Here is a 24,908-nt window from a genome sequence, read left to right as displayed (position 1 = left end):
CCGGGCTGGGCTCTCGCAATCAGGGCGCAGCCGTCGCCGCGGGCTCCCTCGCCTCTCCCGCTTGCGGGAGAGGCCGCGCCGAAGGCGCGGGTGAGGGTTCTCTCCGCTAGGGGGTTCTCGCGAGCGGAGACACCCTCTCCCCGGCCCTCCCCCGCAAGCGGGGGAGGGAGCGCACCGTCCTCAGGGCACGATGGGGCCCCCCGATGACCGCCTTGTCCGCCCTGATCCGCCGGGACATCCGAATCGCGCTCCGCGTCGGCGGCGGGGCGCTGATTGGCGTGCTGTTCTTCCTGACCGTCGTCGTCCTGATGCCGTTCGCGGTCGGACCGGATCTGGCGCTGCTGTCGCGGCTCGGGCCTGCGATCCTGTGGCTCGGTGCGCTGCTGGCGAGCCTTTTGACGCTCGACCGGCTGTTCATGGCCGACCACGAGGACGGCTCGCTCGACCTGATCACGATGAGCCGGACCCCGCTGGAACTCGCCTGCGCGGCCAAGGCGCTGGCGCATTGGCTGGCGGCCGGCCTGCCGCTGATTGTCGCAACCCCCGTGCTGGGCCTGTTGCTCAATCTCGACATGGTCGCCACCGCTGCGGTGGCGCTGACGCTGCTGGCGGGCACCCCGGCGCTGACCTTCACCGGCATGATCGGCGCGGCACTGGCGGTGACGCTGCACCGGGGCGGGCTCCTGATGGCGGTGCTGGTGCTGCCGCTGTCTATCCCAGTGCTGATTTTCGGCGTGGCGGCCTCGCAGGCGGCGATCGTCGGCCCCATGACGTTCGGCGCGCCGTTCTCGATCCTGTGCGCGCTGTCGCTGGTGAGCTTCGTGATCGGACCGTTCGCGGCAGCGGCGAGCCTGCGACATGGACTCGACTGACCATGGCGCGGCCGGCCTTGACCCCGATCAACTTTCGCCGCGCGCTTTTATGCTGATTGCGTGAGCGCTGACCTGTGACTAATCAGAAGACCATGACGCTGATCGATCTCGCCAATCCGACACGGTTCCTCGCGCTGACGGCGCGGGTGTTGCCGTGGCTTGCGGGTGCAACCGTGATCCTGCTCGCGATCGGCCTCTACCAGTCCGCGCTCGCACCCGACGACTATCAGCAGGGCGCGACTGTCAAGATCATGTTCATCCACGTGCCCAATGCCTGGCTGTCGATGTTCGTGTGGGGCGTGATGAGCATTGCATCGCTGGGCACGCTGGTGTGGCGGCATCCGCTCGCCGACGTCGCCGCGAAGGCGGCAGCGCCCATCGGCGCCAGCTTCACCTTCCTTGCGCTGCTGACGGGCTCGCTGTGGGGCCGACCGATGTGGGGCACCTATTGGGAATGGGACGCGCGGCTGACCTCGGTGCTGATCCTGTTCCTGATGTATCTCGGCCTGATGGCGCTGTGGCGCGCGGTCGACGATCCCTCGCGCGCGGCGCGTGCCGCAGCGGTGCTGACCCTGGTCGGCGCAATCAATCTGCCGATCATCAAGTTCTCCGTCGACTGGTGGAACACGCTGCACCAGCCGGCCTCGGTGATGCGCATGGGCGGCTCCACACTGGACAAATCGTTCCTGATTCCGCTGCTGGTGATGGCGATCGCGTTCACGCTGCTGTTCGTCACGCTGCATCTGGCCGCCATGCGCAACGAGATTTTGCGTCGCCGTGTCCGCTCGCTGCAGATGATGCAGGCAAGTCAGAAAGCTGCATAAGCGATGTCGCTTGGTCCCTACGCGTCTTTCATCGTGACGTCCTATGCGGCAGCCGCTCTCGTGGTCGCGATCCTGATCGGCTGGGTCATCATCGACTATCGCAATCAGACTCAGCGCTTGCGCGAGCTTGACCGCAGCGGCGTCTCGCGTCGTTCGGGCCGAAGTGCTGTAGACACACCATGAGCGATCAATCGACCTCCGCACCGCAGCGCCGCACCTTCCTGATGGTGCTGCCGCTGCTCGCCTTCATCGCTCTGGCGCTGTTGTTCTGGTTCCGGCTCGGCAGTGGCGATCCCTCGCGGATTCCTTCGGCACTGATCGGGCGGCCCGCGCCGCAGACCACGCTGCCGCCGCTCGAGGGATTGCAGGCCGGCAATGCGCAGGTGCCGGGGCTCGACCCCACCGCCTTCAAAGGCAAGGTCAGCCTCGTCAATGTCTGGGCGTCCTGGTGCGTGCCCTGCCACGACGAGGCGCCGCTGCTGACTGAGCTCGCCAAGGACAAGCGCTTCGAGCTCGTCGGCATCAACTACAAGGACAGCGCCGACAACGCCCGCCGCTTCCTCGGCCGCTACGGCAACCCGTTCGGCCGCGTCGGCGTCGACGCCACCGGTCGTGCCTCGATCGAATGGGGCGTCTACGGTGTGCCGGAGACCTTCGTCATCGGCCGCGAGGGCACGATCGTCTACAAGCTGGTGGGGCCGATCACGCCGGACAATCTGCGGACGGTGCTGCTGCCGCAGATGGAGAAGGCGTTGAAATAGTCACCGTCATTCCGGGGCGGCTCGCAGAGCCGAACCCGGAATCTCGAGATTCCGGGTTCACGCTTCGCGTGCCCCGGAAATGACTTAAAAGAGTCACCCCTTCCTCACATCCCCCGCTTCCGCCTCGCTCGCTTCCAGCGAGGCCGGCTCGATCCCGTAGCGCTTGGTCAACGGCATCTGGGCGATGGCGAAGATCATCGTGATCGTGGTAACGCCGAACACCTTGAAGTTCACCCAGAAGTCCGTGCTCTGGGTGCGCCAGACGATCTCGTTCAGCACCGCCATGCCGGCGAAAAACAGCGCCCAGCGCAGCGTGAGGATGCGCCAGCCCTGCGGCGTCAGATTGAACATCTGGTCGAACATCACGGCGATGAAGGAGCGGCCAAACAAAAGGCCCGCCGCCGAGGATCGCGGCGAACAGGCCGTAGATGATGGTGGGCTTGACCTTGATGAAGGTCTCGTCATGCAGCACCAGGGTCAGCGTGCCGAACACCAGCACGATGAGGCCGGTTACGATCGCCATGATCGGGATGTGACGCGTCACCATATAGGACGCGATCATCGCCGCCACGATCGCCACCATGAAGGCGCCGGTCGCGGCGAACAAATTGAACTTGGCATTGACGAAGAAGAACACGAGCAGCGGACCGAGCTCGGTCGCCAGCTTGAACAGCGGATGCGGCTGGGTCTTGTCCATTACCTGACCTTTGTTGCTGTCATGCCCCGCGCAGGCGGGGCATCCAGTACGCCGCGCCGCTCGTTGCAGACCACAGGCGCCTCGGAATACTGGATCCCCCGCCTTCGCGGGGGATGACGAAAGAAAACCTATGACTCGATTCCGGCAATGGCGCGGGCGAAATCGCGCGCGGTGAAGGCGGCGAGATCGTCGACGCCCTCGCCGACGCCGATGAAATGCACCGGCAGTTTGAATTTCTCCGCAAGCGCCACCAAAATGCCGCCACGCGCGGTGCCGTCGAGCTTGGTCATCACGAGGCCGGTGACCCCGGCGGTGCGATGGAAGGCCTCGACCTGCGACAACGCGTTCTGGCCCACGGTGGCATCTAACACAAGCAGCACCGCATGCGGCGCAGTCGCATCCACCTTGCGGATCACGCGCACGACCTTTTCGAGCTCGTTCATCAGCTCGGCCTTGTTCTGGAGGCGGCCGGCGGTGTCGATCAGCAGCACGTCCATGCCCTGCTCTTTCGCCGCCGTCAGCGCATTGAAGGCGAGGCTCGCCGAATCCGAGCCTTGCGCGCCCGCGATCACGGGTGTCTTGGTCCGCTCGCCCCAGACCTTGAGCTGCTCGATGGCGGCGGCGCGGAACGTGTCGCCGGCAGCCAGCATCACCTTGCGGCCTTCGGAGGCGAATTTCTGCGAGAGCTTTCCGATGGTGGTGGTCTTGCCGGAGCCGTTGACGCCGACCACGAGGATGACGAACGGCTTCTTGGCCGCATCGATCACCAGGGGCTTTGCCACCGGGGCCAGCACCTTCTCGACCTCGGTCGCGACGACGTCCTTGACCTCGTCCGCCGAGATCGCCTTGTCGTAGCGGCCTGTGCCGACGGCCTCCGCGATCCGCACCGCGACGGAGGTGCCGAGATCGGCGCGCAGCAGCACGTCCTCGATGTCGTCGAGCATGGCGCGGTCGAGCTTGCGCTTGGTGACGAGATCGGCGACCGCGGTCCCGAGCGAGGACGAGGTGCGCTTCAGCCCGTTGGACAGGCGGCGCCACCAGCTCAGCTTGGGGGGATCAGACGTGGTATCGTTCATGGTTCGTGCCGCCGATTTGAAGTTCCTACTCTCTTGCCGCAAGTCCGGTTAGGAACTTCAAATCGAAGAGCGGCACGAGAAAATATTGTTGCCAGTGCGGCCCTGGATTTGGCATTCGCTTCGCGTTTTGCCGCTGCCGCTGAGCGAATGCCAAATCCACCGCACTGGTGGTGTGTTAGCCGTTCCGGCTGCTAAACGAAAGTCTTGACCGAAAGTCTTGCGATTGCTCGATGTTCCCCAATTGACCGCTGATGAGATCCTGGCCCGCGTGCTCCATCGCGACGGGCTGATGCTGGTCATCGACAAGCCGGCCGGCCTTCCCGTGCACCGCGGCCCCAAGGGCGGCCCCAATCTGGAGGATTCGTTCGACGCGCTCCGGTTCGGCCTGCCGCGGCCCCCGGTGCTGGCCCACCGGCTGGACAAGGACACCTCCGGTTGCCTCGTGCTCGGCCGCCATCGCAAGGCGACGGCGTCGCTCGGCCTTCTTTTCAAGCACGGCAAGATCGGCAAGACCTACTGGACCGTGGTCGAGGGCGGCCCTGCCGAGAATGAAGGCACCATCGACATGCCGCTCGGCCGGCTCGATGCCGAGCGCGGCTGGTGGCAGAAGCCGGATCCGGACGGGCAGAAGGCGGTCACCAACTGGAAGGTGATGGGCCGCGGCGAGGGCTTTACCTGGCTCGCCATGGAACCGGTCACGGGCCGGACCCATCAATTGCGGGTGCATTCGGCCGAAAGCGGATGGCCGATCTTCGGCGATAACATTTACGGCAACGGCCCGCGGTTCGGCGAGCCGAAGCTTCATCTGCATTCGCGCGAGATCGTGGTGCCGATCTCGCGGAACAAGGGGCCGGTTCGCGTCGTCGCGCCGGCACCGCCGCATATGCACGAGAAGCTTCGTGCCTGCGGGTGGAATGGGGAGTAGGTGCCGCCGCTCTTCACCTTTCCCAGCCGCTCCCGCTCCATGGTTTACGAAACCTTCAGCGCTCGCCTCTAATGATAGCGGTTGCTTAGAACAAGCTTCCGTCAATCCGCTCAGGACGAGCCCCGCGTCATGTCCAAGGCCGAGCTATCGATCATCGACGAGGTCGAATCCGCAATCCGGATGGGCTCGGCGGAAAAGGGGCCTGGAAACCGCCCGTCGCGTCACCGACCTGTTCCTGTCCTCCGCCGGCAGCTTTGACGACGAGCAGATCGCGCTGTTCGACGACGTGCTCGAGCGCCTGATCGGCACCATCGAGCTGCGCGCCATCGCCGACATGGGCGCGCGCGTTGCCTTGGCCGAAATCAGCGCGCAGCTCGCGCCGATTGCGCAGGCGCCGCCCTCCGTCATCCGCCGTCTCGCCAACAATGATGAGATCCGCATCGCCGGTCCCGTGCTGCAGGAATCCGCGCGCCTCGACGATGGCGAGCTGGTGAAGATCGCCTCCAGCAAGGGCGAGCCGCATCTGCTCGCGGTCGCCGGGCGCTGGTGGCTGAAGGAGGTCGTCACCGACGCGCTGCTGGCGCGCCGCTATCCCAGCGTGAGCCGGCGCCTCGCGGCCAATCCGGGTGCGCGCGTGTCGGGCAACGGATTTGCCATCATCGTCGGACAGGCCGAGGCCGATCCGGAGCTCGCCGTGAGCGTCGGCGTCCGCGTCGATTTGCCGTCGGAGCTGCGCCGGCAGTTGCTGCGCTCGGCGACCGATGCCGTGCGCACCCGCCTGTTGTCGCGCGCGCCGCCGCATCTGTTCGAGGAAATCCAGGGCGCGATCACGGCCGTCACCGTCGGCGTCGAGCGCGAGATGTCTGCAGTCCGCGACTTCGAAGGCGCCAAGCGGGCGATCGCCAACCTCAAGGCGGCCGGCCAGCTCAACGAAGCGACGCTGCTCGGCTTCGCCACGCAGCGGCGTTACGAGGAGACCGTCGCCGCCCTGGCCGCGCTGTCCGGCTCGACCGTCGAGGTGATTCGCCCGCTGATGCAGAGCCTGCGCGACGACGGCCTGCTGGTGCCGTGCAAGGCGGCGCAGCTCCGCTGGGAGACGACGGCCGCGGTGCTCGAAAGCCGTTATGCCACGGGCGCGATGAAGCCGGCCGACGTTGCCAGAGCGCAGGGGCATTTTGCGAGGATGACGCCGGAGAACGCGCGGCGGACGCTGCGGTTCTGGCAGGTCAGGGCGTCGTAGACGCACTTGCACACGGCACGCTCCGCTGTCATCACCGCCTCGTGCGCAATTGCGCACTGGAGCGGGTGATCCAGTATTCCAGAGACATTGGTGGGACGGAAAAGCCGCGGCGTACTGGGTCGCCGCGGTCAAGCCGGGCGACGACACCGTCTATGTGGTCAGCCGCTCGCCATCACTGCCGGCAATCTTCAGCGGCACCACGCTGCCCACTCGCTCGCCCGCAACCGCCACCGGCAGATAATGCTCGGTCCGCCCCTGCCCCGGGCTTTCGACCAGCACCTCGCGCGTCGCGCCGATCTCGGCTTGCAGCCGCCCCCGCAGGGCCGCCTCACCGGCCGCACGCAGCCGCCTCGCACGTTCCTTGATAACACCACCCGCGACCTGCGGCATTCGCGCGGCCGGCGTGCCGGGGCGTGGCGAGTACGGGAAAACGTGCAGGAAGGTCAGGCCGCATTCCTCGACCAGATCGAGTGAGCGCGAAAACATCTCCTCGGTCTCGGTGGGAAAGCCCGCGATGATGTCGGCCCCCAGCGCGATGTCCGGGCGAAGGCGGCGGACCTTGTTGCAGAACGCGATCGCATCCTGCCGCGTATGGCGCCGCTTCATGCGCTTCAGGATCATGTCGTCGCCTGACTGTAGCGACAGATGCAGATGCGGCATCAGCCGCGCATCGTCAGCGATGGCATCGAGCAGATCGCTGTCCGCCTCGATCGAGTCGATCGAGGAGATCCGCAGGCGCTTCAGCTCCGGCACATGCCGCAGGATCTGCCTGGTCAGCCTGCCGAGCTTGGGGGCGCCCGGCAGGTCCGTGCCGTAGCTGGTGAGATCGACGCCGGTGAGCACGATCTCGGCATGGCCGCGCTCTACCAGCGTCCGCACCTGATCGACCACCGCGCCCATCGGCACCGAACGCGAATTGCCGCGGCCATAGGGGATGATGCAGAAGGTGCAGCGATGGTCGCAGCCGTTTTGCACCTGCACGAACACGCGCGGCTGGCCGCTCGCATAGCCATCCAAGAGATGCGGCGCCATCTCCTTGACCGCGATGATGTCGCTGACGGCGATCTTCTCGCTGGCGCCAAGATCGAAAGCGCCCCGGGTCTCGCGCCACGCTTCGCCGCGCAGCTTGTCGTCATTGCCGACGACGCGGTCGACCTCGGCCATCTCGGCGAACATCGCGCTTTGCGTCTGTGCCGCGCAGCCGGTGACGACGATGCGCGCCTCAGGGCGCTCGCGCTTCAACTTTCGGATCGACTGCCGCGCCTGCGCCACCGCTTCGTTGGTGACGGCGCAGCTGTTGATGACGATGGTGTCTTCGAGCCCCGCGCCCTCGGCCTCACGGCGGATCACCTCGGCCTCGAAGGCGTTGAGGCGGCAGCCGAAGCTGACGACGTCGATGGCCATTAGGCGACCGGCGCGAACAGCGCCGGATCGAATTGGCCCTCATATTCGAAGGTCGCCGTGCCCGTCATCAGCACATGATCGTCGCGCTCGCGCCATTCGATGCCGAGCTTGCCGCCGGGCAGCGTGATCTCGACGTTGCGCTCGGCGCGCTTCAGCCGCGCAGCCGCGACCGCGGTGGCACACGCGGCCGAGCCGCAGGCCTTAGTCAGGCCCGCGCCGCGCTCCCAGGTGCGGATCGTGATGTGCTCGCGATCGACGATATGCGCCAGCGTGATGTTGGCGCGCTCGGGGAAGATCGGGTGATTTTCCAGCAGCGGACCGAAGCGGCCGAGATCGTAGGCGTTGACGTCGTCAACCCAGAAGATCGCGTGTGGATTGCCCATGCTCACCGCCGATGGCGAATGCAGGATCGGATTGTCGATCGGGCCGATCTGCAATTCGATGTAGCGGGTGTCGCGAAACTCCTCGGCGAGCGGAATGTCCTGCCAGCCGAACTTCGGCGCGCCCATATCGACAGTGTAGAGATCGGGCGCCGGACCCTGCCAGGCATTGAGCAGGCCCGCGGCGGTCTCGAACGTCGCCGTGGTCTGGCCGGTCCTCTCGAAGATCCGCCGCACCACGCAGCGCATGCCGTTGCCGCAGGCGCCGGCCTCGGAGCCGTCATTGTTGTAGATGCGGATAAAGGCCTCGGTACCGTCGAGCCGCGGCTTCTGCAGCACCATGAGCTGGTCGTAGGGCACGCCGCCTTGCGCGGACGCCACCGCGCGGGCGTCGTCCGGCGTCACCGGCGAGGCAGAATCGCGCATGTCGACAACGACGATCTCGTTGCCGATGCCGTTCATCTTGGCAAATGCGTGGTTGGCCAGCGCGCTCATGAAATTTCCCGATTTCGCCTGCCTTATATGGCGATCCTTACCGGCTTGGCCAGTCATTTGGCGGCGGCCGAGGATGTCTGCCAAGGTGAGCTGCCATGACGCATCTGTCATGGGACGAATTCGGCGCTCGCGTGTTAGAACGGCGCGACTCGCGTGGACCGGGGCGCGCGGGCGGGCGCGAGGATGGATTTGGGCCTTGGTGTGCAAGGTCTTGGGGAGAGTCAAATGATCAGCTTTCGTCGTCTCGCTCTGGCCGCGCTGATCCCGGCGGCGGCCATGTCGATTGGCCTGTCTGGCGCCCTGGCGCAGACCGCGAGCCCAGCACCGGCTGCGTCAGCAAGTCCCTCGCCGGCCCCTTCGGCATCGCCTGCCCCGGCCGCGAGCGCCTCGCCCGCGCCTGCGGCAAGCCCCTCGCCCGCGGCGAGCGCTTCGCCCAGCCCGGCAGCGCCGCCGCCCGCAGCCGCCGCTACGCCCGCCCCGGTGCAGACCGCCGATCCGTTCGGCCAGGAGACCACGCTCGAGGCCAAGAAGGTCGTGATGATCAAGGGCACTGCCAATTGGGACTCGGCCTTCGACACCCTGATCGATGCCTTCAAGGCGCTGAACACGCTGCTGGACAAGCAGGGCATCAAGCCATCAGGCAATTCGATGATCGTTTATACCTCGACCGACGACACCGGCTTCACCTTCCTCGCCGAGATCCCGGTCGATCAGGACCCGAAGAACCTGTCCAAGGACATGAGCATCGGCAAGTCGCCGGAGGGCAAGGCGCTGAAGTTCGTCCATCGCGGCTCCTACGACAACATGGACAACACCTACGAGGCGATCACCAATCACCTCGACGACAAGAAGCTGGAAGCCAAGGACACGTTCATCGAGGAGTACCTGACCGATCCCCTGAAGACGGCCGAGGACAAGCTCGTGATCAACGTGTTCGTGCCATTGAAGTGAGAGAGATGAAGAAGCCTGTCGTCCTTTTGACGCCCCTTGCTGCCGCTTTCGCCGCCACACTGCTCGCAACGCCCGCCCTCGCCGACGATTTTCCCTCCGCCATCTCGGTGAGCGGCGAAGCCAATGTTTCTGCAGCGCCCGATCTCGCGCACATCGATGCCGGCGTCGCCAACGACGCCAAGACGGCGAAAGAAGCCTCCGACGCCAACAACGCCGCGATGGGCAAGGTGCTGTTGGCGCTGAAGGGCGCCGGCATCGCCGAGAAGGACTACCAGACTTCGCGCCTGTCGCTGCAGCCGCAATACGGTCAGAACAAATCCACCGGCGCCTCTCCTGTCGTCGGTTTCCGCGCCAGTAACCGCGTCACGGTGAAAATTCGCGATGTAACCAAGGTCGCCGGCATCATCGACACGCTGGTCAGCGCAGGCGCCAACGACATTGGCAACATTTCCTTCGAGGTGACGCAGGCATCAAAGCTGCTCGACGATGCGCGCGAGCAGGCGGTGGCCGACGCCCGCCGCAAGGCCGAGATCTACGCGAAGGCGACCGGCGTGACGCTGGGCGCGCCGCTCAGTGTGTCCGAGGGTGGCGGCCCGGTGCCGCTATTCAAGGCGCGGATGGCGACAGCGCCGATGGCTGCGCCCGCCGCGGTCGCGCCGGGCGAAGAGACGCTGTCGGTGACGGTGAACGTGAGCTGGGCGATCAAGCAGGGACAGTAAGGCGGGGCTAAGGGCACGCCGCTCGCCGCAACAACGGTGTCGTCCCCGCGCACGCGGGGACCCATAACCACGGGGCGGAGTGTGGGGCAACGCGCACTCCGAGTCCTCGCCAAGCGTCTCCCTGTGGTTATGGGGTCCCGGGTTCGCGACTTCGTCGCGCCCCGGGACGACAGCGGAGAGTAACGCTAAATCTCCACCACCTGCCCCGGCTTCATCGCGACGAACCGCTCCTGCGGAATCTTCGCGGCATCAAGCGCTTCCACCAGCGCTTTTGCCGGCGCGTCGATCGCCTCGTCCGTGAGCTGGAACGTGCCGTGATGATGCCCGAGCGCGGCCTGCGCGCCGCAATCGGCCAGCGCCTTCACCGCGTCTTCCGGGTTCATGTGCTGGTCGCGCATGAACCAGCGCGGCTCGTAGGCGCCGATCGGCAGGATCGCAAGGCGCAGCGCCCCGTGCTTCTCGGCGACACGGCGAAAGTGCCCGCCATCGCCATAGCCGGAATCGCAAACGACATAGATTTTCCCGGCCGGCGTCTCCAGCACAAAACTCGCCCACAGCGCCTTGTTGCGATCGAACACGCCGCGCGCGGTCCAGTGCCGCGTCGGCACCAGGTGCGCGACGATGCCGCCTCCGAGCTCGACGCGGTCGTGCCAGTCGAAGGCTTCCACCTTGATGGTGGGATCGGCGCTCCGCATCGTCACATCATTGCCGAGCGGAGTGACCACGCGCGGAGCGAAATTCTTGGCGAGCCGCGACAGCGTCGCGATGTCGAGATGGTCGTAGTGCCCGTGCGAGACCAGCACGACGTCGATCTTCGGCAGCTTCTCGAAGGCGATGCCGGGATCGTTGTGCCGCTTCGGTCCCGCCCAGGCGACCGGCGAGGCCCGCATCGACCAGACGGGGTCGACCAGGATGTTGAGGCCGCCGGTCTGGATCAGCCAGCTGGCGTGGCCGACGAAGGAGAGCCGCACCTTGTCGCGATCGACCCGCGCGGGCGGGATGTCGGCATGGGGGCTGGGGACCCAGTCCGGCCAAGTCTCGCGCTTGCGGCCGCCGCCGAACTGCCAGCGCAGGACCTCGCCAAGTGATCTTGGCGACGTCCCGTTGGGATCGAAGAAGTGCAGGCCGTCGAAATGATCGGAGACGGGGCCATCATAGGTTTTCATGCGGGACATCCAAAAGGACGGAACGCCGACCAGCGCGCCGGCGCCGGCCAACACTCCAAACAGGCGGCGGCGGGTGATGGGCACGGGCGGCTTCAGCGATGATAGCGGAGGTAAGTCATGATCGGCTATATGGGCGGGACGGGCGAAAAGGGAACCCGCCGCCGGAAATGGCCAGATTTCAAAGCTTTATTTCGTCGCTTGCCCCTGGCAAGGGCGCCCGGTGACCCTAACTTTCCTTGACTTTCGGGCGGGAGCGGCGTTTAACCCCGCCACTTTCTCGGAAAGGCTTTCTTTTCGACCCGCCGACCGGCCCTGGAGGCCGGAGGTCAACGCCCGACAGCGCTGTGCGCCCTCGGGCGCAAAGGTGTTTGGAAGATCGCGTTCGAGAACGTGGTCATCCCCCGCGAAGGCAGGGGATCCAGTATCCCAGAGGCGTCGCGGCAGGAACCGAGGCGCCGCGGCGTACTGGATGCCCCCGCCTTCGCGGGACATGACAGCGGTGAGAGTAGCGGCGTTCTTCCCGTCGGGAAGACAGCAACAGGACAACGGCATTGTTCGACAATCTGTCGGAACGGCTTGGTGGCATTCTCGATCGTCTGACGGGGCGCGGTGCGCTGACCGAAAAGGACGTCGACGCCGCGATGCGCGAGGTGCGCCGCGCGCTGCTCGAGGCTGACGTTGCGCTCGAAGTGGTGCGCAGCTTCACCGAGCGCGTCCGCGAGCAGGCGATCGGCGCCACCGTCGTCAAGTCGGTCACCCCCGGCCAGATGGTGGTCAAGATCGTCCATGACGAGCTGGTCAACACGCTTGGCGCGGAAGGCCAGACCATCGACGTCAATGCCGTGCCGCCGGTGCCGATCATGATGGTCGGCCTGCAGGGCTCGGGTAAAACGACCACCACCGCAAAGCTCGCCCGCCGCCTGGTCCAGCGCGACAAGCGCAAGGTGCTGATGGCCTCGCTCGACGTCTATCGTCCGGCGGCGATGGAGCAGCTGGCCGTGCTCGGCCGCGATCTCGACATTCCGACCCTCCCGATCGTCGCCGGCCAGCAGCCGCCGCAGATCGCGAAGCGCGCGCTGGAAGCCGGCAAGCTCGGCGGCTACGACATCGTGCTGCTCGACACCGCGGGCCGCACCACGCTCGACGAAGAGATGATGGCGGAAGCAGCGAGCATCAAAGCCGCTGCAAACCCGCACGAGGTGCTGCTGGTCGCCGACAGCCTCACCGGCCAGGACGCGGTGAACCTCGCGCGCGCCTTCGATCAGCGCGTCGGCCTCACCGGCATCGTGCTGACCCGCGTCGACGGCGACGGCCGCGGCGGCGCCGCGCTGTCGATGCGCGCGGGTCACCGGCAAGCCGATCAAGCTGATCGGCACCGGTGAAAAGACCGACGCGCTGGAGGATTTCCATCCCGACCGTATCGCCGGCCGCATCCTCGGCATGGGCGACGTGGTTTCGCTGGTCGAACGCGCCGCCGCCAATATCGACGCCGAGAAGGCGGCGCGCACCGCCGAGCGCATGCGCAAGGGTCAGTTCGACCTCAACGACATGCGCGAGCAGCTGCTGCAGATGTCGAACATGGGTGGCATCAGCGGCCTGATGGGCATGATGCCCGGCATCTCCAAGATGAAGAACCAGATCGCGGCCGCCGGCATCGACGACAAGATTTTGAAGCGCCAGGTCGCGATCATCGATTCCATGACGCGCGACGAGCGCCGTCATCCCGACCTGCTCAAGGCCAGCCGCAAGAAGCGCATCGCCGCAGGCAGCGGCCAGAGCGTCGAGCACGTCAACAAGCTGCTCAAGATGCACCGGAATATGGCCGACGTGATGAAGGCGATGGGCTCGGGCAAGCGCGGCCCGCTTGCCGGCATCGCGCAGGCGATGGGCTTTGGCGGCGGCATGAAGATGCCCTCGCCGGAAGAGATGAAGGCGCTGCAAGAAAAAATGCAGAGCGGCGGCGGACAGGGTCTGCCCAATTTGCCGAAGGATCTGCCGCCCGGTCTCCGCACTGGCCTGCCCAATCTTCCGGGACTGACCGGACTGAGCGGCAAGCCGACGCTGCCGGGCCTCGGCGGTTTCCCCGGCAAGAAGAAATGAGGAATTCGTCGCACGGGATCACAGCGGTCTCACGTGACGCGGAATACCAATCAACCGAACAAAACGTACTTTGAAGGAGAACTAAATGTCCGTCGTTATCCGCCTCGCCCGCGCAGGCACCAAGAAGCGTCCCGTCTATCACGTCGTCGTCGCCGATTCGCGCTTTCCCCGCGATGGCCGCTTCATCGAGCGTCTCGGCTATTTCAACCCGCTGCTGCCGAAGGACAACGAGACCCGCCTGAAGCTCGACATGGAGAAAGTGAAGTCCTGGCTCGCCAAGGGCGCGCAGCCGTCCGACCGCGTGATGCGCTTCCTCGATGCCGCCGGCGTCAAGAAGCGCGAAGCGCGCAACAACCCCGAGAAGGCCGTGCCGCGCAAGGAGCGCAAGGCGCAGGCCGAAGCCGCCGCGAAGGCCTAAGCCAGATCATGTCGGCGCTGGTCTGCGTCGCGCGGATCGGCGCCGCGCATGGTGTGCGCGGTGCGGTCAAACTATGGACCTTCACCGAAGATCCGTTTGCCGTGCGCCGCTATGGTCCGCTTCTCGCCAAGGACGGCAAGCGCCAGTTCGAGGTCGCAACGGCGCGCGAGGCCGGAGATCATCTGGTCGCGACGTTCAAGGGCGTCACGACCCGCGATGAGGCCGAGCGCCTCAACGGAATCGAGCTTTACGTTCCGCGGGACAAGCTGCCCGCGACGGACGAGGACGAATATTACCACACCGATCTGATCGGGCTCGCCGCCGTTACCATCGACGGCGATGCGCTCGGCCGCGTGCTCGCGATCCATAATTTCGGCGCCGGCGACATCATCGAGATCGCTCCACTCAAAGGGCCCACGCTGCTGCTGCCGTTCTCCAACGCAGTGGTGCCGGAGGTCGATCTCAACGGCGGCCGCGTCGTGATCGCGCTGCCGCAGGAGATCGAGGGCGAGGATCGCGGCGAAGCCCTATCCGCGAGTCGTCCCCGCGAAGGCGGGGACCCATAACCACAGGCCGTGGTTTTCGGCTAAGCTGGTGGCCCGATCCGTCAAAAAACTGGCTGCGGTGGTTATGGGTCCTGGGCTCGCGCTTCGCGCGCCAGGGATGACGAGAACTGAGATCCGATGACGAACTCCTCACCCTGGCGCGCGACGGTGCTGACGCTGTTTCCGGAGATGTTTCCGGGACCGCTTGGCGTGAGCCTGGCCGGCCGGGCGCTGGCCTCCGGGCTGTGGCAGATCGAGGCGCGGGACATCCGCGCCTCCGCCACCGACCGCCACCGTAGCGTCGATGACACGCCGGCCGGCGGCGGCCCGGGCATGGTGCTGCGGGCCGATGTTCTGGCGGCGGCGATCGATGCCGCGGAGATCGGCCAACATTCTTTAAAGGGGCGCCCGCGCCTGCTGATGAGCCCGCGCGGTCGGCCATTGACCCAGGCCCGCGTGGCCGAGCTTGCGCAGGGCCCCGGCCCCCTGATCGTCTGTGGCCGCTTCGAGGGGATCGACCAGCGGGTGATCGACGCCCGGGCCCTGGAGGAGGTCTCGATCGGCGATTTCGTGCTCTCAGGGGGCGAAATCGCAGCCCTGGCCCTGATCGATGCCTGCGTCCGGCTGCTGCCGGGGGTGATGGGCAAGGAAGCTTCGGGAACCGAGGAAAGCTTCTCCGACGGCCTCCTCGAATACCCCCAATACACCCGGCCGCAGCTGTTCGAGGGGGTTCCGATCCCCGAGATCCTGACCTCGGGCGACCATGCCAAGGTCGCGGCCTGGCGGCGGGCGCAATCGGAGGCCCTGACCGCGGCCCGGCGGCCGGATTTATGGGCCCAAATCCCGCCCAAGATCTCGAACAAGCCCCCGAATCGGCCCGGCCGCCAAAAAACGCCAAAAAACAAGACAGACGGGTGACAAACGCTCCGGCTTGCCTTATAGGAGCGGCCAAATCCGCAATGGCTGGATAGACGAATTTCACGCAGCCCCCGTTTCGAAGGCTGGGCGCGCCGATGGAGATTTACCCATGAACCTGATCAAGCAGCTCGAACAAGAGCAATTCGACAAACTCTCCGCCGGCAAGGACATCCCGGAATTCGCCCCCGGCGACACCGTGATCGTCAACGTGAAGGTCGTCGAAGGCGACCGCACCCGCGTGCAGGCCTATGAAGGCGTCTGCATCGGCCGTTCCGGCGGTGGCCTCAACGAGAGCTTTACCGTCCGCAAGATCTCCTATGGCGAAGGTGTCGAGCGCGTGTTCCCGCTGCTCTCCCCGATGATCGACTCGATCAAGGTCGTGCGCCGCGGCAAGGTGCGTCGCGCCAAGCTCTATTACCTCCGCAACCTTCGCGGCAAGTCGGCCCGCATCGTCGAGAAGCAGGACCGTCAGGCTGCCGTCGGCGAATAAGCTTTCGCCAGAAGGCAAGCTTTTCAAAAGCGCGGGGCTCGGCTCCGCGCTTTTTTGTTGCCTTGTGCGGCGTGTCCAGCGCCTCCTCATGCATGGTGCGCGTGGCGGTTCATTTGAAACCACTCGCGATTCCAAATCGGCCTGCTATATATTCTTGGAATGTTTCCAGATCTGACCAGCTTCGCCCCCGTCAAGCGCATCGTCATCGACGATCGCTCGCGGCTGCCTGGCCGGTTCTTCGGACGCTTCGCGACCTCGGCAACGTCAGAGCTTACGCGCGCAGCCTGAAAGCTGCGGTTTGTTGCCCGCGCGTGATCGCGCTCATCGCTTACACACATTCTCCGGAGCTGACGCTCATGTCCAAGCCGACCACATTGTACGACAAGATCTGGAACGACCATCTGGTGCACGAAGCCGAGGACGGCACCTGCCTGCTCTATATCGATCGTCACCTGGTGCACGAGGTGACCTCGCCGCAGGCGTTCGAAGGCCTGCGCGCCACCGGGCGCAAGGTTCATGCGCCCGAGAAGACGCTCGCCGTCGTCGACCACAACGTGCCGACCACCGACCGCACCAAGCCCAATCCCGATCCTGAAAGCATCGAGCAGATCAAGGCGCTGGCCGAGAACGCCAAGGAATTCGGCATCGAATATTACAACGAGTTCGACAAGCGCCAGGGCATCGTTCACGTCATCGGCCCCGAGCAGGGCTTTACCCTCCCCGGCACCACCATCGTCTGCGGTGACAGCCACACCTCGACGCATGGCGCGTTCGGCGCGCTCGCGCACGGCATCGGCACCTCCGAAGTCGAGCACGTGCTGGCGACGCAGACGCTGATCCAGAAGAAGGCCAAGAACATGCGCGTCACCGTCGACGGCAAATTGCCCGACGGCGTGACGGGCAAGGACATCATCCTGGCCATCATCGGCGAGATCGGCACCGCGGGCGGCACCGGCTACGTGCTGGAATATGCCGGCGAGGCGATCCGTGCGCTCTCGATGGAAGGCCGCATGACGGTCTGCAACATGTCGATCGAAGGCGGCGCGCGCGCCGGCCTGGTTGCGCCCGACCAGAAGGCCTACGACTTCCTGCGTGACCGTCCGAAGTCGCCTAAGGGCGCGGCCTGGGATGCGGCGATGCGCTATTGGGAGAACCTGCGCTCCGACGAAGGCGCGCATTTCGACCACGAGCTGCGCCTCGACGCGGCAAAGCTGCCGCCGATCGTGACCTGGGGCACGAGCCCCGAGGACGTCATCTCGGTCACCGGCATCGTGCCCGATCCCGACAACATCGAGGACGAAGCCAAGCGCATCTCCAAGCACCGCGCGCTGAAATATATGGGCCTGACCGCGGGGACGAAGATCACCGATATCAAGCTCGACCGCGTCTTCATCGGCTCCTGCACCAACGGCCGCATCGAAGATCTGCGCGCGGCGGCGAAGATCGCCGAAGGCAAGACCGTCTCAGCCAACGTCAACGCGATGGTGGTGCCGGGCTCCGGCATCGTGAAGGAGCAGGCCGAAGCCGAGGGTCTCGACAAGATCTTCATCAAGGCCGGCTTCGAATGGCGCGAGCCGGGCTGTTCGATGTGCCTCGCGATGAACCCGGACAAGCTGAAGCCGGAAGAGCGCTGCGCCTCGACCTCGAACCGCAATTTCGAGGGCCGCCAGGGCTTCAAGGGCCGCACCCATCTGGTGTCGCCGGCGATGGCGGCCGCAGCCGCGATCGCGGGTCACTTCGTCGACATCAGGGACTGGCGCTAAGCCCGTCCCTGCAATTTGAGCTAACCTGGCAAACGGCCGTTAAGCGGCAGCGCCGACAGTGTCCTCGCGACGATCTCGCGAGGACACCTCTGATGGCCAACAAGCCTGAATATGTCGATCTGATCAGCGAGGCGACGCGCCAACACCGCCGGCGCCCGGCGCGCTTGCACGTCGTCGCCAAGCCGGAGGTGGAGGAGACATCCAAGCTCAGCCGCTGGCCGCCGGCGATGTTTCGGCAGTGGAAGATTGAGAATTTGATGCGATGGAAGTCGGCGTCCTGGAAGCTGAAGGACTGGCTGTAGCCAACGAGCGCCGTCGCCACTATCCGCAGTCATTCCGGGGCGTCCGAAGGGCGAACCCGGAATCTCGAGATTCCGGGTCTGGCGCTGATGCGCCATCCCGGAATGACGACTCACATCACCAATAGCGGTACGGATAATGCCAGCGGTGCCAGCGGCAGATGCGGCGCGGGCCGTAATAGGTCCAGATGATCCGGCAGCGGCGCGGATAGTGGTAGTAGGGATAGTAGCCGCCGTAATAATAGCGCCGGTGGAAGTGGCGATAGCCGAAATAGGGACGATAGCCCCAGTGGCGGTGGTAGCCGCCATAATGACGAAATCCGCCATAGCGATAGCCGCCGCCGTGAAACGCCGGTGCGGCACGGAAGCCGCCGCCATGGAAACCACCACCGCGGAAGCCGCCGAAATGTCCGCCGCCACCATGGAAGCCGCCGCCGTGAAAACCTCCGCCGTGGAAGCCACCGCCATGCCCGCCACCACCGCCGTGACGAACCTGCGTGACGAGATCGTCGGTCGCAGCTTTCGTCGCGGGTGACGTCGCCGGATTGATCATGGTCAGCGCGTCAGCACGGCGCGCAGGGCCGGCCGACAGCATCAACGTCGCGGCCGCCGCGATCCCGAGCAGGCGCATCGGGCTTGCTCTGAGACCCAAACTCCTCAGCATGGACTTCTCCCTGAAACTGGACAGCGGAGTTGCGACGCTCGTTTAGCGGCTCGCATCATCCCTGTTCATTTGCAGTCGCTCCCAAGATGAAGTTAGGAACAGCGACGTGAATGCCCCATGAATGAACGACACTCCTGGCAACGCGTTGCGACGCGGTGCTGCAAGGTGAGGATTCGAGATGACGGTCTATGCGATTGCGCAATTGAAGATGACGGACCGCGCGGCCTACGACCGCTATCAGGCGCGGTTCTTCGACGTGTTCAGGAAGTACGACGGACGTCTGCTCGCCGCCGATGAACATCCGCGCGTGCTCGAAGGCGCATGGCCGCACGACAAGCTCGTCATGATGTCGTTTCCCGACGAAGCCGCGTTTCTCGCCTTGTCGAACTCACCCGAGTACGAAGAGATCTCGCGCGATCGCAAGGCGGGCGCACAGGCGACGGTGCTGCTGGTGAAGGGATTTGCGCCGGCCGGTTAGCGGATCACCGGAACGGCCCGTAGCCGAGCACGAAGGGCGCAGGCACGGCGTAAGGATAGGGACGGTAGTAAACCGGCCGCGCGTAATAGCGGGGGTCACGGCGCACGGCAGGCCGCGCAATCTCACTGGTTCGCGCGTGTCGCGCATCGAAAACCGCGATCCCCGCCGAGGCCTCGGGGATCGTCATCCTATGCGCTGCGGATGTGCGGGGCAGGCCGGTGGCAAGCGCAACGGCAACGGCGGCTAGTGCAATCCATCTCGCCATGACCACCCTCACGAGGCCTCCACGCTGCCTCTTGAACCGGCCCGTCAGCCCCGCCGCCAGAAGCAGCTCATATGCGGCGTGATCACGGTGCCGCTGGGCCTGTGTTCCTGCACATAGGCGACGTTGCAGTCGCGGACCGCATCGGGACCCGGATTGTAGCGCGGATAGACGCCGTCGGGGCTGTAATAGGGCGTGACGCGCAAGCGCGCCGGAGGCCGCCTACGCGGCGGGGGCACGCCGTCGGGCAAGGTCGCCTGGGCCAGCCGAATCTCGGGACCGGCCGTCCGGGTTTGAGCCTGGGTTTGGGCCTGAGCTTCGGCGCCGACAAAAAAAGTCGAAAACAACCCCATGCACAGTAGAACCCGTATCGCTGTTCCCGCCCGCATCACACCACCGCTGACCTCTGCCAACCCCTTGATGCGCCGTACGCTCCCCGTTTTCGCGCGCGGCGTCAACGCCCCATCTATAAAGCCGGATGCATCGCGGCGGAACCCGCGCTAGAACCCCGTTCCGGTAAAATCGGAGCGGGGTTCTAGATTGCTATTTTGACGCGTTTTCTGGACGCGAACCGGTGTCCACTTCGCTCGAAAACGCTCTGGAGAAGCCCATGTGGACGGAATTGAAAGCGCCCTCGCTGGCCGAGATGGAAGCGATGGCTCATGACGTATTCGAGCGCCTGCCGGCCGAGTTTCGCAGCCTCTGCGAGGGCGTGATTCTTCGCGTCGACGACTTCCCGACCGACGAGGTCCTCGACGAGATGGAATGCGAGAGCGAGTTCGACCTGCTCGGCCTATTCCAGGGCGTCGGCCTGCCCCAGCAGAGCTTTGGCGACGTCGCGCGGCTGCCCAACATGGTCTGGCTCTACCGCCGGCCGATCCTGGACTACTGGGCCGAGCACGACGAGAGCCTCGGCCACATCGTCCGCCACGTCCTGATCCACGAGATCGGCCACCATTTCGGCCTCTCCGACGACGATATGGCGGCGATTGAGGCTCGGGCAGACTAGATCTGCCGAAATCGGCCTAGGATTCGGCTCCCGATCGGGATAAATACGCGTTCCCTAACCACCCCGGAAAGCGCAACCATGGACAAGTTCACCACGCTGGAAGGCGTCGCGGCGCCGCTGAAGATCATCAATGTCGACACCGACATGATCATTCCGAAGCAGTACCTGAAGACCATCAAGCGCACCGGCCTTGGCAAGGGGCTCTTCTCCGAGCAGCGCTACAAGGACGACGGCAGCGAGAACCCGGATTTCGTCCTCAACCAGCCCGCCTATCGCAATGCGAAGGTGCTGGTCGCCGGCGACAATTTCGGCTGCGGCTCGAGCCGCGAGCACGCGCCCTGGGCGCTGCTCGACTTCGGCATCCGCTGCGTGATCTCGACCTCGTTCGGCGACATCTTCTACAACAACTGCTTCAAGAACGGCATTCTGCCGATCCGTGTCTCGCAGGAAGACCTCGACAAGCTGTTCGACGACGCCGAGCGCGGCGCCAATGCGACGCTGACGATCGACCTGCCGAACCAGGAGATCCGCGGCCCCGATGGCGGCAAGGTCAAGTTCGAGATCGACCCGTTCCGCAAGCACTGCCTGATCAACGGCCTCGACGACATCGGTCTCACGATGGAGAAGAAGGCCTCGATCGACCGCTACGAGGATAAGCTCAAGCGCGAACGCGCCTGGGCCTGAGATCGACATCCCGTTCGAGCCCCGGCGCCTGACGCGCCGGGGCTTTTTCTTTGCCCTCGATATACCCTATAGCTTCTCCCTGATGCTGCCCGACATCGTCACCTTCTGGCACGGCCCGATGGATGCACTGCGCCAGACCTGTCTGCGCTCGCAGCTGGCTGCTGGCCACAAGGTCACGCTCTACAGCTTCGACCCCATTCCCGGCCTGCCCGCGGGCGTCGCCAACGCCGATGCCGAGGCGGTGCTGCCGCACGCGTTCTCAGAACGCCTGCGGCCGCCGCAGCCGGACGGCAGCTGGCGCGACTGGACCACGCTTCAGTTCAGCGACTTCTTCCGCATGAAGCTGATGGCGATGGGCCTCGGGCTCTGGCTCGATGCCGATGTGGTGCTGTTGAGACCGGTCGAGATCGATCCGGCAAAACCATACTTCGCCTGGGAGCGATCGCGCCGGCTCGGCAACTCCGTGCTCTATCTGCCGCATGGACACCAGATCGTTCGCGCCTTCGAGGCGCTGATGGAGCAGGAGGAGCTGACGCCGGAATGGCTGTCGCTGAGCCATCGCCTGAGCTTTGCGATGCGACGGCTGAGCGGCGGCTCGCAGCGCCTGTCCGACCTGCGCATCGCCATTTACGGGCCGCCGGCACTCACCATCCTCGCCAAGCGTTCGGGCGATCTTTCAAAGGCGTTGCCGAAGAAATCGTTCTACGCGGTGCATTCCGAGCCGAAACTGTTCTTCGAGCCCTCGAGCTATCTCGGCATCGTCACCGACCCCGAAGTGATCGGCCTGCACATCTCGGGCAAGGGACGCAGCAAGCAGCCGGCGGTGCCCGGCAGCCTGTATGCGTGGGCGGCGGAGCGGTTCGCGTAGCTCTCCGCTCGTGCCCCGGACGCAGCGCAGCACCTAGTGAGCGGTGAGATGGGTCCCGGCTCCGCGGAGCGGCACTTCGCGCCGCACCGCGTCCGGGACACGAGATCGATCGCCAACGTGTCACGCTCCAACCGTTCCCAATTTGATCCAGCGCAACGCGCCTCTGCATCATTGTGCGTAGTCTCGCTCCAATTCCACGACCCGAATGGAGCCTCGCATGAGCACCGCAAGCAGGCCGTATCCCATCGTCCAGGACCTCATCGAGTCCTTTGCCGCCTGGCTGAAGCATCGCCGCGAGATGAACGAGATGCGGCGGCTCGACCGCGCCGATTTCGACCGGATCGCGAGCGATCTCAGGATCGCGCCTGACGATCTCGAGGAACTGGTCCGTCACGGTAAGCATGCCGCCGACGAGCTGCCGAGGATGCTGGAGCAGCTCGGCATCGACGCAGAGCGGCTCGGACAGGCGCAACCTTTGCTGTTGCGCGACATGGAGCGGGTCTGCTCGCTCTGCAATCAGAAGGGGCAGTGCGACCGCGATCTCGCCAGCGGCACCGCCGCGGAGACCTATCACGGCTATTGCGGCAATGCCTCGACGCTGGAGTCGCTCGATCGCGCCGACGTCGCGCCGAACTGACGGCGCGACGAAGCCAATCCGCGTTCTATTGTTCGAGCATGATCTCCGCGCAAACGCGTTCCGCGTTTGTCGCGAGCGAAAACCGCTGCACACTTTTCCGAATCATGCTCTAGAAATCGACCGACATCGACAGCCACAGCATCCGCGGCATGCCGCTGATGACGTAGCCGGTCGGATTGCCGATCCAGTAGCGGTTGTCGAACAGGTTGGTGACAGCAGCGCGGAATGTGGTGGGACGTCCGGCCAGGCTGGTCGCATAGCGCGCACCGATGTCGAAGGTCATCCACGCCGGCACGCTCTGGATGTTGTCGGCGCTGACATAGGCCCGGCTGGTATAGATGCTGCGCGCCGTCGCCGTCAGTCCGGGCAGGAATGGGGCATCCCACTCGATGCCGAGATTGCTCTGCCAGCCCGGCGCTCCGATCGCATCATTGCCGTCATAGAGGTGCCCACCGGTCTTCGTCAGGCGCGCATCGAGATAGGTCACGCCGCCGAGCACCCGAATGCCGGGGCCGACTTCGCCGAAGGTGTTGAACTCGACGCCGCGGTTTCTCTGTTCACCGTCGAGGCTGTAGATTTTGCCGACGGGATCGGTGACGCCGCTGGGCAGGCTGATCTGGAACGCCGCCAGGCTCGCGCCGAAGCGACCGAGATCGAGCTTGGTACCGACCTCATATTGCCTGATCTTGAATGGCGCAAACACCTGGTTGGTGTTGGCTGCACCGGACGGAGGCGTTGGCCCAGGCGTGAGGCCTTCGATGTAGCTGGCGTAGAACGACAGCTCCTTGATCGGTCGCACCAACAGCGCCACGGAGGGCGATGTGGCGCTCTGATCGTAGTGGGTCGTCTCCAACCCACTGACGGTGTCGTAATTGTTCGCGATGACCTGCTGCTGCCTGGCTCCGACGATCAGCTGGAGCATCCCGTTCATCGTCGAGAGGGTGTCGGCAACGCCAACGCTGCGAAGTCCAAGAAAGGCCGACTTGCCCTCCGGGAATGACGACAAGGGCATACCCGGGCTCGCCAGAATTGTCGGTGTGTAGATGTTCGTCAGATAGTTTCCATAGTTGGTTTGACCGAGCCAATCCGTGCGGTTCAAGGCGCTGCCGCTGACAACCATCTCATGACTGACCGGGCCGGTGTCGAGGCGGGCCCGAACACCGGCCTCGCCAGACACGCCCTCGGACTTGCCGGTCTGGAACCGCGACGTTGATAGCGCATTGCCTGAGGCCATGAGCAGCGTCGCTCCCGGCGCTTCCCGCTTGTCGTAACCGAACTGGTTGCCGCCGATGGCACCAAACAAAGTGACGTTGTTCGACAGATCGTATTCGGCGCGCGTCAGGCCTGTCAGGCTCTTGGCGCGAGCATAGTCGAAAGGCTGGGCTAGATTGATGCGAGCGTCGGGCGCATTCGGCACTGCGATGCCCTTGACCGGCGTATAGCCACGCGCCGCAGCCTTCATCCAGTCGTCCTGATAGATGACGTCGGCCGACCAGCGGAAGCGCTCACCCCGATAGTCGACGCCGAGCGAACCGACGCCGTCACGCACCGATTGGCGATCGATCGTCGTGTTCCCACCATCGACCCCGCCATTGAACCGGACGCCCCATTCCTTCTGATCGCCAAAGCGGCGCACCACGTCGACCTCGGTGCCGAGGCGGGCATTCGAGATGTACCCGACGGTCAACCGCGTCAGGTCTTCATAGGCACGCTTGGTCACGACATTGACGCTGCCACCGATGCTTCCCTGCGGGGCCATGCCGCTGAGGAATGCCCCCGGGCCCTTGAGCAACTCAATCCGTTCAATCGGTGCCGGGTTGATGCGATAGGCCGGCACGAGACCGTACAGCCCATTCAACGCGATCTCGCTGTTTTCAACACGGAAGCCACGGATGGTCAGTGCATCATAGCGGTTGCTGCTGCCGATTGCGGCGCGCACCGACGGATCGGAGTTGGTCAGGACTTCAGCGACGCTGGTCGCCTGCTGGTCACGGATGGTCTTTTCCGTATAGCTCGTGAGGCTATACGGCGTTTCCATATAGTCCTTGTTGCCGAGCAGGCCGAGCTGACCACCGCGCGCGATTTGTCCACCGACATAGGGCAGCGGCAATGCGGCCCGCTGTGCGCCGACCGTCGCTGGTCTCGTTGTCGCTGCCGCGCTTTCAATTCGTGCGGCCTGACGTCTCGCGCGCATTGCGGTCGACGCATGCTCCCTCCGGACTGGCGCGGCGTGACGCTCCGGTGCGGCTACGGTCACGGCAGG

General features: G+C 65.2%; 26 protein-coding genes and 3 pseudogenes. 20 read left to right on the top strand and 9 right to left on the bottom strand.

Features of this window, described 5'->3' with window-relative positions; translation table 11 throughout:
• The first annotated feature begins 203 nt into the window (after positions 1 to 203).
• The 4 genes from ccmB (at position 204) to ACVWY3_RS31100 (ending at position 2,457) form a co-directional block, all read left to right on the top strand.
• Positions 204 to 872, top strand: a complete 669-nt coding sequence (gene ccmB, locus ACVWY3_RS31115; protein WP_456841879.1) for a heme exporter protein CcmB — start codon at positions 204 to 206, stop codon at positions 870 to 872.
• Positions 873 to 964: 92 nt separating this feature from the next.
• Entirely contained in the window at positions 965 to 1,696 is a 732-nt protein-coding gene (locus tag ACVWY3_RS31110; RefSeq protein WP_456843500.1) for a heme ABC transporter permease, read from the top strand.
• A gap of 3 nt (positions 1,697 to 1,699) precedes the next feature.
• Positions 1,700 to 1,879, top strand: a complete 180-nt coding sequence (gene ccmD, locus ACVWY3_RS31105; RefSeq protein ID WP_456841878.1) for a heme exporter protein CcmD — start codon at positions 1,700 to 1,702, stop codon at positions 1,877 to 1,879.
• Positions 1,876 to 2,457, top strand: a complete 582-nt coding sequence (locus tag ACVWY3_RS31100) for a DsbE family thiol:disulfide interchange protein (RefSeq protein ID WP_456841877.1) — start codon at positions 1,876 to 1,878, stop codon at positions 2,455 to 2,457. The genes ccmD and ACVWY3_RS31100 overlap by 4 nt, the downstream gene beginning before the upstream one ends.
• A 93-nt stretch (positions 2,458 to 2,550) precedes the next feature.
• On the opposite strand, the pseudogene ACVWY3_RS31095 reads toward ACVWY3_RS31100, so the two are convergent.
• Positions 2,551 to 3,154 (bottom strand): annotated as a pseudogene (locus ACVWY3_RS31095) (septation protein A).
• A gap of 128 nt (positions 3,155 to 3,282) precedes the next feature.
• Entirely contained in the window at positions 3,283 to 4,230 is a 948-nt protein-coding gene (ftsY, locus tag ACVWY3_RS31090) for a signal recognition particle-docking protein FtsY (RefSeq protein WP_456841876.1), read from the bottom strand.
• Positions 4,231 to 4,453: 223 nt separating this feature from the next.
• Here ftsY and ACVWY3_RS31085 point away from each other — a divergent pair, with 223 nt between their 5' ends.
• Together ACVWY3_RS31085 and ACVWY3_RS31080 are read left to right on the top strand one after the other, a co-directional pair.
• A complete protein-coding gene (locus ACVWY3_RS31085; RefSeq protein WP_456841875.1) occupies positions 4,454 to 5,155 on the top strand; it encodes an RluA family pseudouridine synthase in 702 nt (233 codons plus the stop codon).
• A gap of 129 nt (positions 5,156 to 5,284) precedes the next feature.
• A pseudogene (locus tag ACVWY3_RS31080) lies at positions 5,285 to 6,395 on the top strand (DUF2336 domain-containing protein).
• 150 nt (positions 6,396 to 6,545) lie between these two features.
• Here ACVWY3_RS31080 and mtaB read toward each other — a convergent pair.
• Positions 6,546 to 7,799, bottom strand: coding sequence for a tRNA (N(6)-L-threonylcarbamoyladenosine(37)-C(2))-methylthiotransferase MtaB (gene mtaB / locus ACVWY3_RS31075; protein WP_456841874.1), 1,254 nt, complete (start codon positions 7,797 to 7,799; stop codon positions 6,546 to 6,548).
• Positions 7,799 to 8,674 (bottom strand): diaminopimelate epimerase, encoded by an 876-nt coding sequence (gene dapF, locus ACVWY3_RS31070; RefSeq protein WP_456841873.1) that lies wholly within the window; start codon positions 8,672 to 8,674, stop codon positions 7,799 to 7,801. The genes mtaB and dapF overlap by 1 nt, the downstream gene beginning before the upstream one ends.
• A 225-nt stretch (positions 8,675 to 8,899) precedes the next feature.
• Here dapF and ACVWY3_RS31065 point away from each other — a divergent pair, with 225 nt between their 5' ends.
• On the top strand, positions 8,900 to 9,625 hold the full coding sequence (locus tag ACVWY3_RS31065) for a GyrI-like domain-containing protein (protein ID WP_456841872.1): 726 nt from the start codon (positions 8,900 to 8,902) through the stop codon (positions 9,623 to 9,625).
• A 5-nt stretch (positions 9,626 to 9,630) separates the two neighbouring features.
• Positions 9,631 to 10,344: an SIMPL domain-containing protein gene (locus ACVWY3_RS31060; RefSeq protein WP_456841871.1), complete on the top strand. Its 714-nt coding sequence runs from the start codon at positions 9,631 to 9,633 to the stop codon at positions 10,342 to 10,344.
• Between the two features lie 185 nt (positions 10,345 to 10,529).
• Here the strand turns inward: ACVWY3_RS31060 and ACVWY3_RS31055 are convergent, their stop codons facing one another.
• Complete coding sequence (locus ACVWY3_RS31055; RefSeq protein WP_456841870.1) at positions 10,530 to 11,594, bottom strand: MBL fold metallo-hydrolase; 1,065 nt, start codon at positions 11,592 to 11,594, stop codon at positions 10,530 to 10,532.
• A 467-nt stretch (positions 11,595 to 12,061) separates the two neighbouring features.
• Here ACVWY3_RS31055 and ffh point away from each other — a divergent pair.
• The 7 genes and pseudogenes from ffh to ACVWY3_RS31020 all read left to right on the top strand — a co-directional run bounded on the left by ffh (position 12,062) and on the right by ACVWY3_RS31020 (position 18,046).
• Positions 12,062 to 13,610: pseudogene (gene ffh / locus ACVWY3_RS31050) on the top strand (signal recognition particle protein).
• A gap of 85 nt (positions 13,611 to 13,695) precedes the next feature.
• The gene (rpsP, locus tag ACVWY3_RS31045; protein WP_027561838.1) at positions 13,696 to 14,028 is read left to right on the top strand and encodes a 30S ribosomal protein S16; all 333 of its coding nucleotides are present in this window, start codon (positions 13,696 to 13,698) and stop codon (positions 14,026 to 14,028) included.
• An 8-nt stretch (positions 14,029 to 14,036) separates the two neighbouring features.
• On the top strand, positions 14,037 to 14,594 hold the full coding sequence (gene rimM, locus ACVWY3_RS31040) for a ribosome maturation factor RimM (protein WP_456841869.1): 558 nt from the start codon (positions 14,037 to 14,039) through the stop codon (positions 14,592 to 14,594).
• Between the two features lie 117 nt (positions 14,595 to 14,711).
• On the top strand, positions 14,712 to 15,491 hold the full coding sequence (gene trmD / locus ACVWY3_RS31035; RefSeq protein ID WP_456841868.1) for a tRNA (guanosine(37)-N1)-methyltransferase TrmD: 780 nt from the start codon (positions 14,712 to 14,714) through the stop codon (positions 15,489 to 15,491).
• A gap of 109 nt (positions 15,492 to 15,600) precedes the next feature.
• A complete protein-coding gene (gene rplS, locus ACVWY3_RS31030) occupies positions 15,601 to 15,981 on the top strand; it encodes a 50S ribosomal protein L19 (protein WP_130221017.1) in 381 nt (126 codons plus the stop codon).
• 356 nt (positions 15,982 to 16,337) lie between these two features.
• Entirely contained in the window at positions 16,338 to 17,744 is a 1,407-nt protein-coding gene (gene leuC / locus ACVWY3_RS31025) for a 3-isopropylmalate dehydratase large subunit (RefSeq protein WP_456841867.1), read from the top strand.
• Between the two features lie 92 nt (positions 17,745 to 17,836).
• Positions 17,837 to 18,046, top strand: coding sequence for a hypothetical protein (locus tag ACVWY3_RS31020; protein ID WP_456841866.1), 210 nt, complete (start codon positions 17,837 to 17,839; stop codon positions 18,044 to 18,046).
• Between the two features lie 115 nt (positions 18,047 to 18,161).
• Here ACVWY3_RS31020 and ACVWY3_RS31015 read toward each other — a convergent pair whose 3' ends face one another.
• On the bottom strand, positions 18,162 to 18,707 hold the full coding sequence (locus ACVWY3_RS31015) for a hypothetical protein (RefSeq protein WP_456841865.1): 546 nt from the start codon (positions 18,705 to 18,707) through the stop codon (positions 18,162 to 18,164).
• 178 nt (positions 18,708 to 18,885) lie between these two features.
• Here ACVWY3_RS31015 and ACVWY3_RS31010 point away from each other — a divergent pair, with 178 nt between their 5' ends.
• Complete coding sequence (locus tag ACVWY3_RS31010) at positions 18,886 to 19,185, top strand: DUF1330 domain-containing protein (RefSeq protein WP_456841864.1); 300 nt, start codon at positions 18,886 to 18,888, stop codon at positions 19,183 to 19,185.
• A 4-nt stretch (positions 19,186 to 19,189) separates the two neighbouring features.
• On the opposite strand, the gene ACVWY3_RS31005 is transcribed toward ACVWY3_RS31010, so the two are convergent.
• Positions 19,190 to 19,450, bottom strand: a complete 261-nt coding sequence (locus tag ACVWY3_RS31005) for a hypothetical protein (protein ID WP_456841863.1) — start codon at positions 19,448 to 19,450, stop codon at positions 19,190 to 19,192.
• 44 nt (positions 19,451 to 19,494) lie between these two features.
• Positions 19,495 to 19,800 (bottom strand): hypothetical protein, encoded by a 306-nt coding sequence (locus tag ACVWY3_RS31000; RefSeq protein WP_456841862.1) that lies wholly within the window; start codon positions 19,798 to 19,800, stop codon positions 19,495 to 19,497.
• Positions 19,801 to 20,057: 257 nt separating this feature from the next.
• On the opposite strand from ACVWY3_RS31000, the gene ACVWY3_RS30995 reads away from it, so the two are divergent.
• From ACVWY3_RS30995 to ACVWY3_RS30980, 4 genes are all read left to right on the top strand, one after another.
• Entirely contained in the window at positions 20,058 to 20,456 is a 399-nt protein-coding gene (locus ACVWY3_RS30995; protein WP_456841861.1) for a metallopeptidase family protein, read from the top strand.
• 78 nt (positions 20,457 to 20,534) lie between these two features.
• Positions 20,535 to 21,140 (top strand): 3-isopropylmalate dehydratase small subunit, encoded by a 606-nt coding sequence (gene leuD / locus ACVWY3_RS30990; protein WP_456841860.1) that lies wholly within the window; start codon positions 20,535 to 20,537, stop codon positions 21,138 to 21,140.
• Between the two features lie 82 nt (positions 21,141 to 21,222).
• On the top strand, positions 21,223 to 22,008 hold the full coding sequence (locus ACVWY3_RS30985) for a hypothetical protein (protein WP_456841859.1): 786 nt from the start codon (positions 21,223 to 21,225) through the stop codon (positions 22,006 to 22,008).
• A 217-nt stretch (positions 22,009 to 22,225) separates the two neighbouring features.
• Entirely contained in the window at positions 22,226 to 22,645 is a 420-nt protein-coding gene (locus ACVWY3_RS30980; protein ID WP_456841858.1) for a DUF6455 family protein, read from the top strand.
• Positions 22,646 to 22,754: 109 nt separating this feature from the next.
• Here ACVWY3_RS30980 and ACVWY3_RS30975 read toward each other — a convergent pair whose 3' ends face one another.
• Positions 22,755 to 24,839: a TonB-dependent receptor gene (locus ACVWY3_RS30975; protein WP_456841857.1), complete on the bottom strand. Its 2,085-nt coding sequence runs from the start codon at positions 24,837 to 24,839 to the stop codon at positions 22,755 to 22,757.
• Positions 24,840 to 24,908: the final 69 nt, after the last annotated feature.

This window comes from Bradyrhizobium sp. USDA 4486, assembly GCF_054057995.1.
This window is presented reverse-complemented; position numbering and strand designations above follow the sequence as displayed.

Coding starts and splice junctions, on each gene's coding strand:
- ACVWY3_RS30980 (WP_456841858.1), top strand. CDS start 22,226: ATGAGCACCGCAAGCAGGCCGTATCCCATCGTCCAGGACCTCATCGAG.
- ftsY (WP_456841876.1), bottom strand. CDS start 4,230: ATGAACGATACCACGTCTGATCCCCCCAAGCTGAGCTGGTGGCGCCGC.
- ACVWY3_RS31100 (WP_456841877.1), top strand. CDS start 1,876: ATGAGCGATCAATCGACCTCCGCACCGCAGCGCCGCACCTTCCTGATG.
- dapF (WP_456841873.1), bottom strand. CDS start 8,674: ATGAGCGCGCTGGCCAACCACGCATTTGCCAAGATGAACGGCATCGGC.
- mtaB (WP_456841874.1), bottom strand. CDS start 7,799: ATGGCCATCGACGTCGTCAGCTTCGGCTGCCGCCTCAACGCCTTCGAG.
- ACVWY3_RS31000 (WP_456841862.1), bottom strand. CDS start 19,800: ATGGGGTTGTTTTCGACTTTTTTTGTCGGCGCCGAAGCTCAGGCCCAA.
- ccmB (WP_456841879.1), top strand. CDS start 204: ATGACCGCCTTGTCCGCCCTGATCCGCCGGGACATCCGAATCGCGCTC.
- ACVWY3_RS31065 (WP_456841872.1), top strand. CDS start 8,900: ATGATCAGCTTTCGTCGTCTCGCTCTGGCCGCGCTGATCCCGGCGGCG.
- ACVWY3_RS31060 (WP_456841871.1), top strand. CDS start 9,631: ATGAAGAAGCCTGTCGTCCTTTTGACGCCCCTTGCTGCCGCTTTCGCC.
- ACVWY3_RS31005 (WP_456841863.1), bottom strand. CDS start 19,450: ATGGCGAGATGGATTGCACTAGCCGCCGTTGCCGTTGCGCTTGCCACC.
- ACVWY3_RS30995 (WP_456841861.1), top strand. CDS start 20,058: ATGTGGACGGAATTGAAAGCGCCCTCGCTGGCCGAGATGGAAGCGATG.
- ACVWY3_RS31020 (WP_456841866.1), top strand. CDS start 17,837: ATGGCCAACAAGCCTGAATATGTCGATCTGATCAGCGAGGCGACGCGC.
- leuD (WP_456841860.1), top strand. CDS start 20,535: ATGGACAAGTTCACCACGCTGGAAGGCGTCGCGGCGCCGCTGAAGATC.
- trmD (WP_456841868.1), top strand. CDS start 14,712: ATGACGAACTCCTCACCCTGGCGCGCGACGGTGCTGACGCTGTTTCCG.
- ACVWY3_RS30975 (WP_456841857.1), bottom strand. CDS start 24,839: ATGCGCGCGAGACGTCAGGCCGCACGAATTGAAAGCGCGGCAGCGACA.
- ACVWY3_RS31110 (WP_456843500.1), top strand. CDS start 965: ATGACGCTGATCGATCTCGCCAATCCGACACGGTTCCTCGCGCTGACG.
- ccmD (WP_456841878.1), top strand. CDS start 1,700: ATGTCGCTTGGTCCCTACGCGTCTTTCATCGTGACGTCCTATGCGGCA.
- rpsP (WP_027561838.1), top strand. CDS start 13,696: ATGTCCGTCGTTATCCGCCTCGCCCGCGCAGGCACCAAGAAGCGTCCC.
- ACVWY3_RS31010 (WP_456841864.1), top strand. CDS start 18,886: ATGACGGTCTATGCGATTGCGCAATTGAAGATGACGGACCGCGCGGCC.
- rplS (WP_130221017.1), top strand. CDS start 15,601: ATGAACCTGATCAAGCAGCTCGAACAAGAGCAATTCGACAAACTCTCC.
- ACVWY3_RS31015 (WP_456841865.1), bottom strand. CDS start 18,707: ATGCTGAGGAGTTTGGGTCTCAGAGCAAGCCCGATGCGCCTGCTCGGG.
- leuC (WP_456841867.1), top strand. CDS start 16,338: ATGTCCAAGCCGACCACATTGTACGACAAGATCTGGAACGACCATCTG.
- rimM (WP_456841869.1), top strand. CDS start 14,037: ATGTCGGCGCTGGTCTGCGTCGCGCGGATCGGCGCCGCGCATGGTGTG.
- ACVWY3_RS30985 (WP_456841859.1), top strand. CDS start 21,223: ATGCTGCCCGACATCGTCACCTTCTGGCACGGCCCGATGGATGCACTG.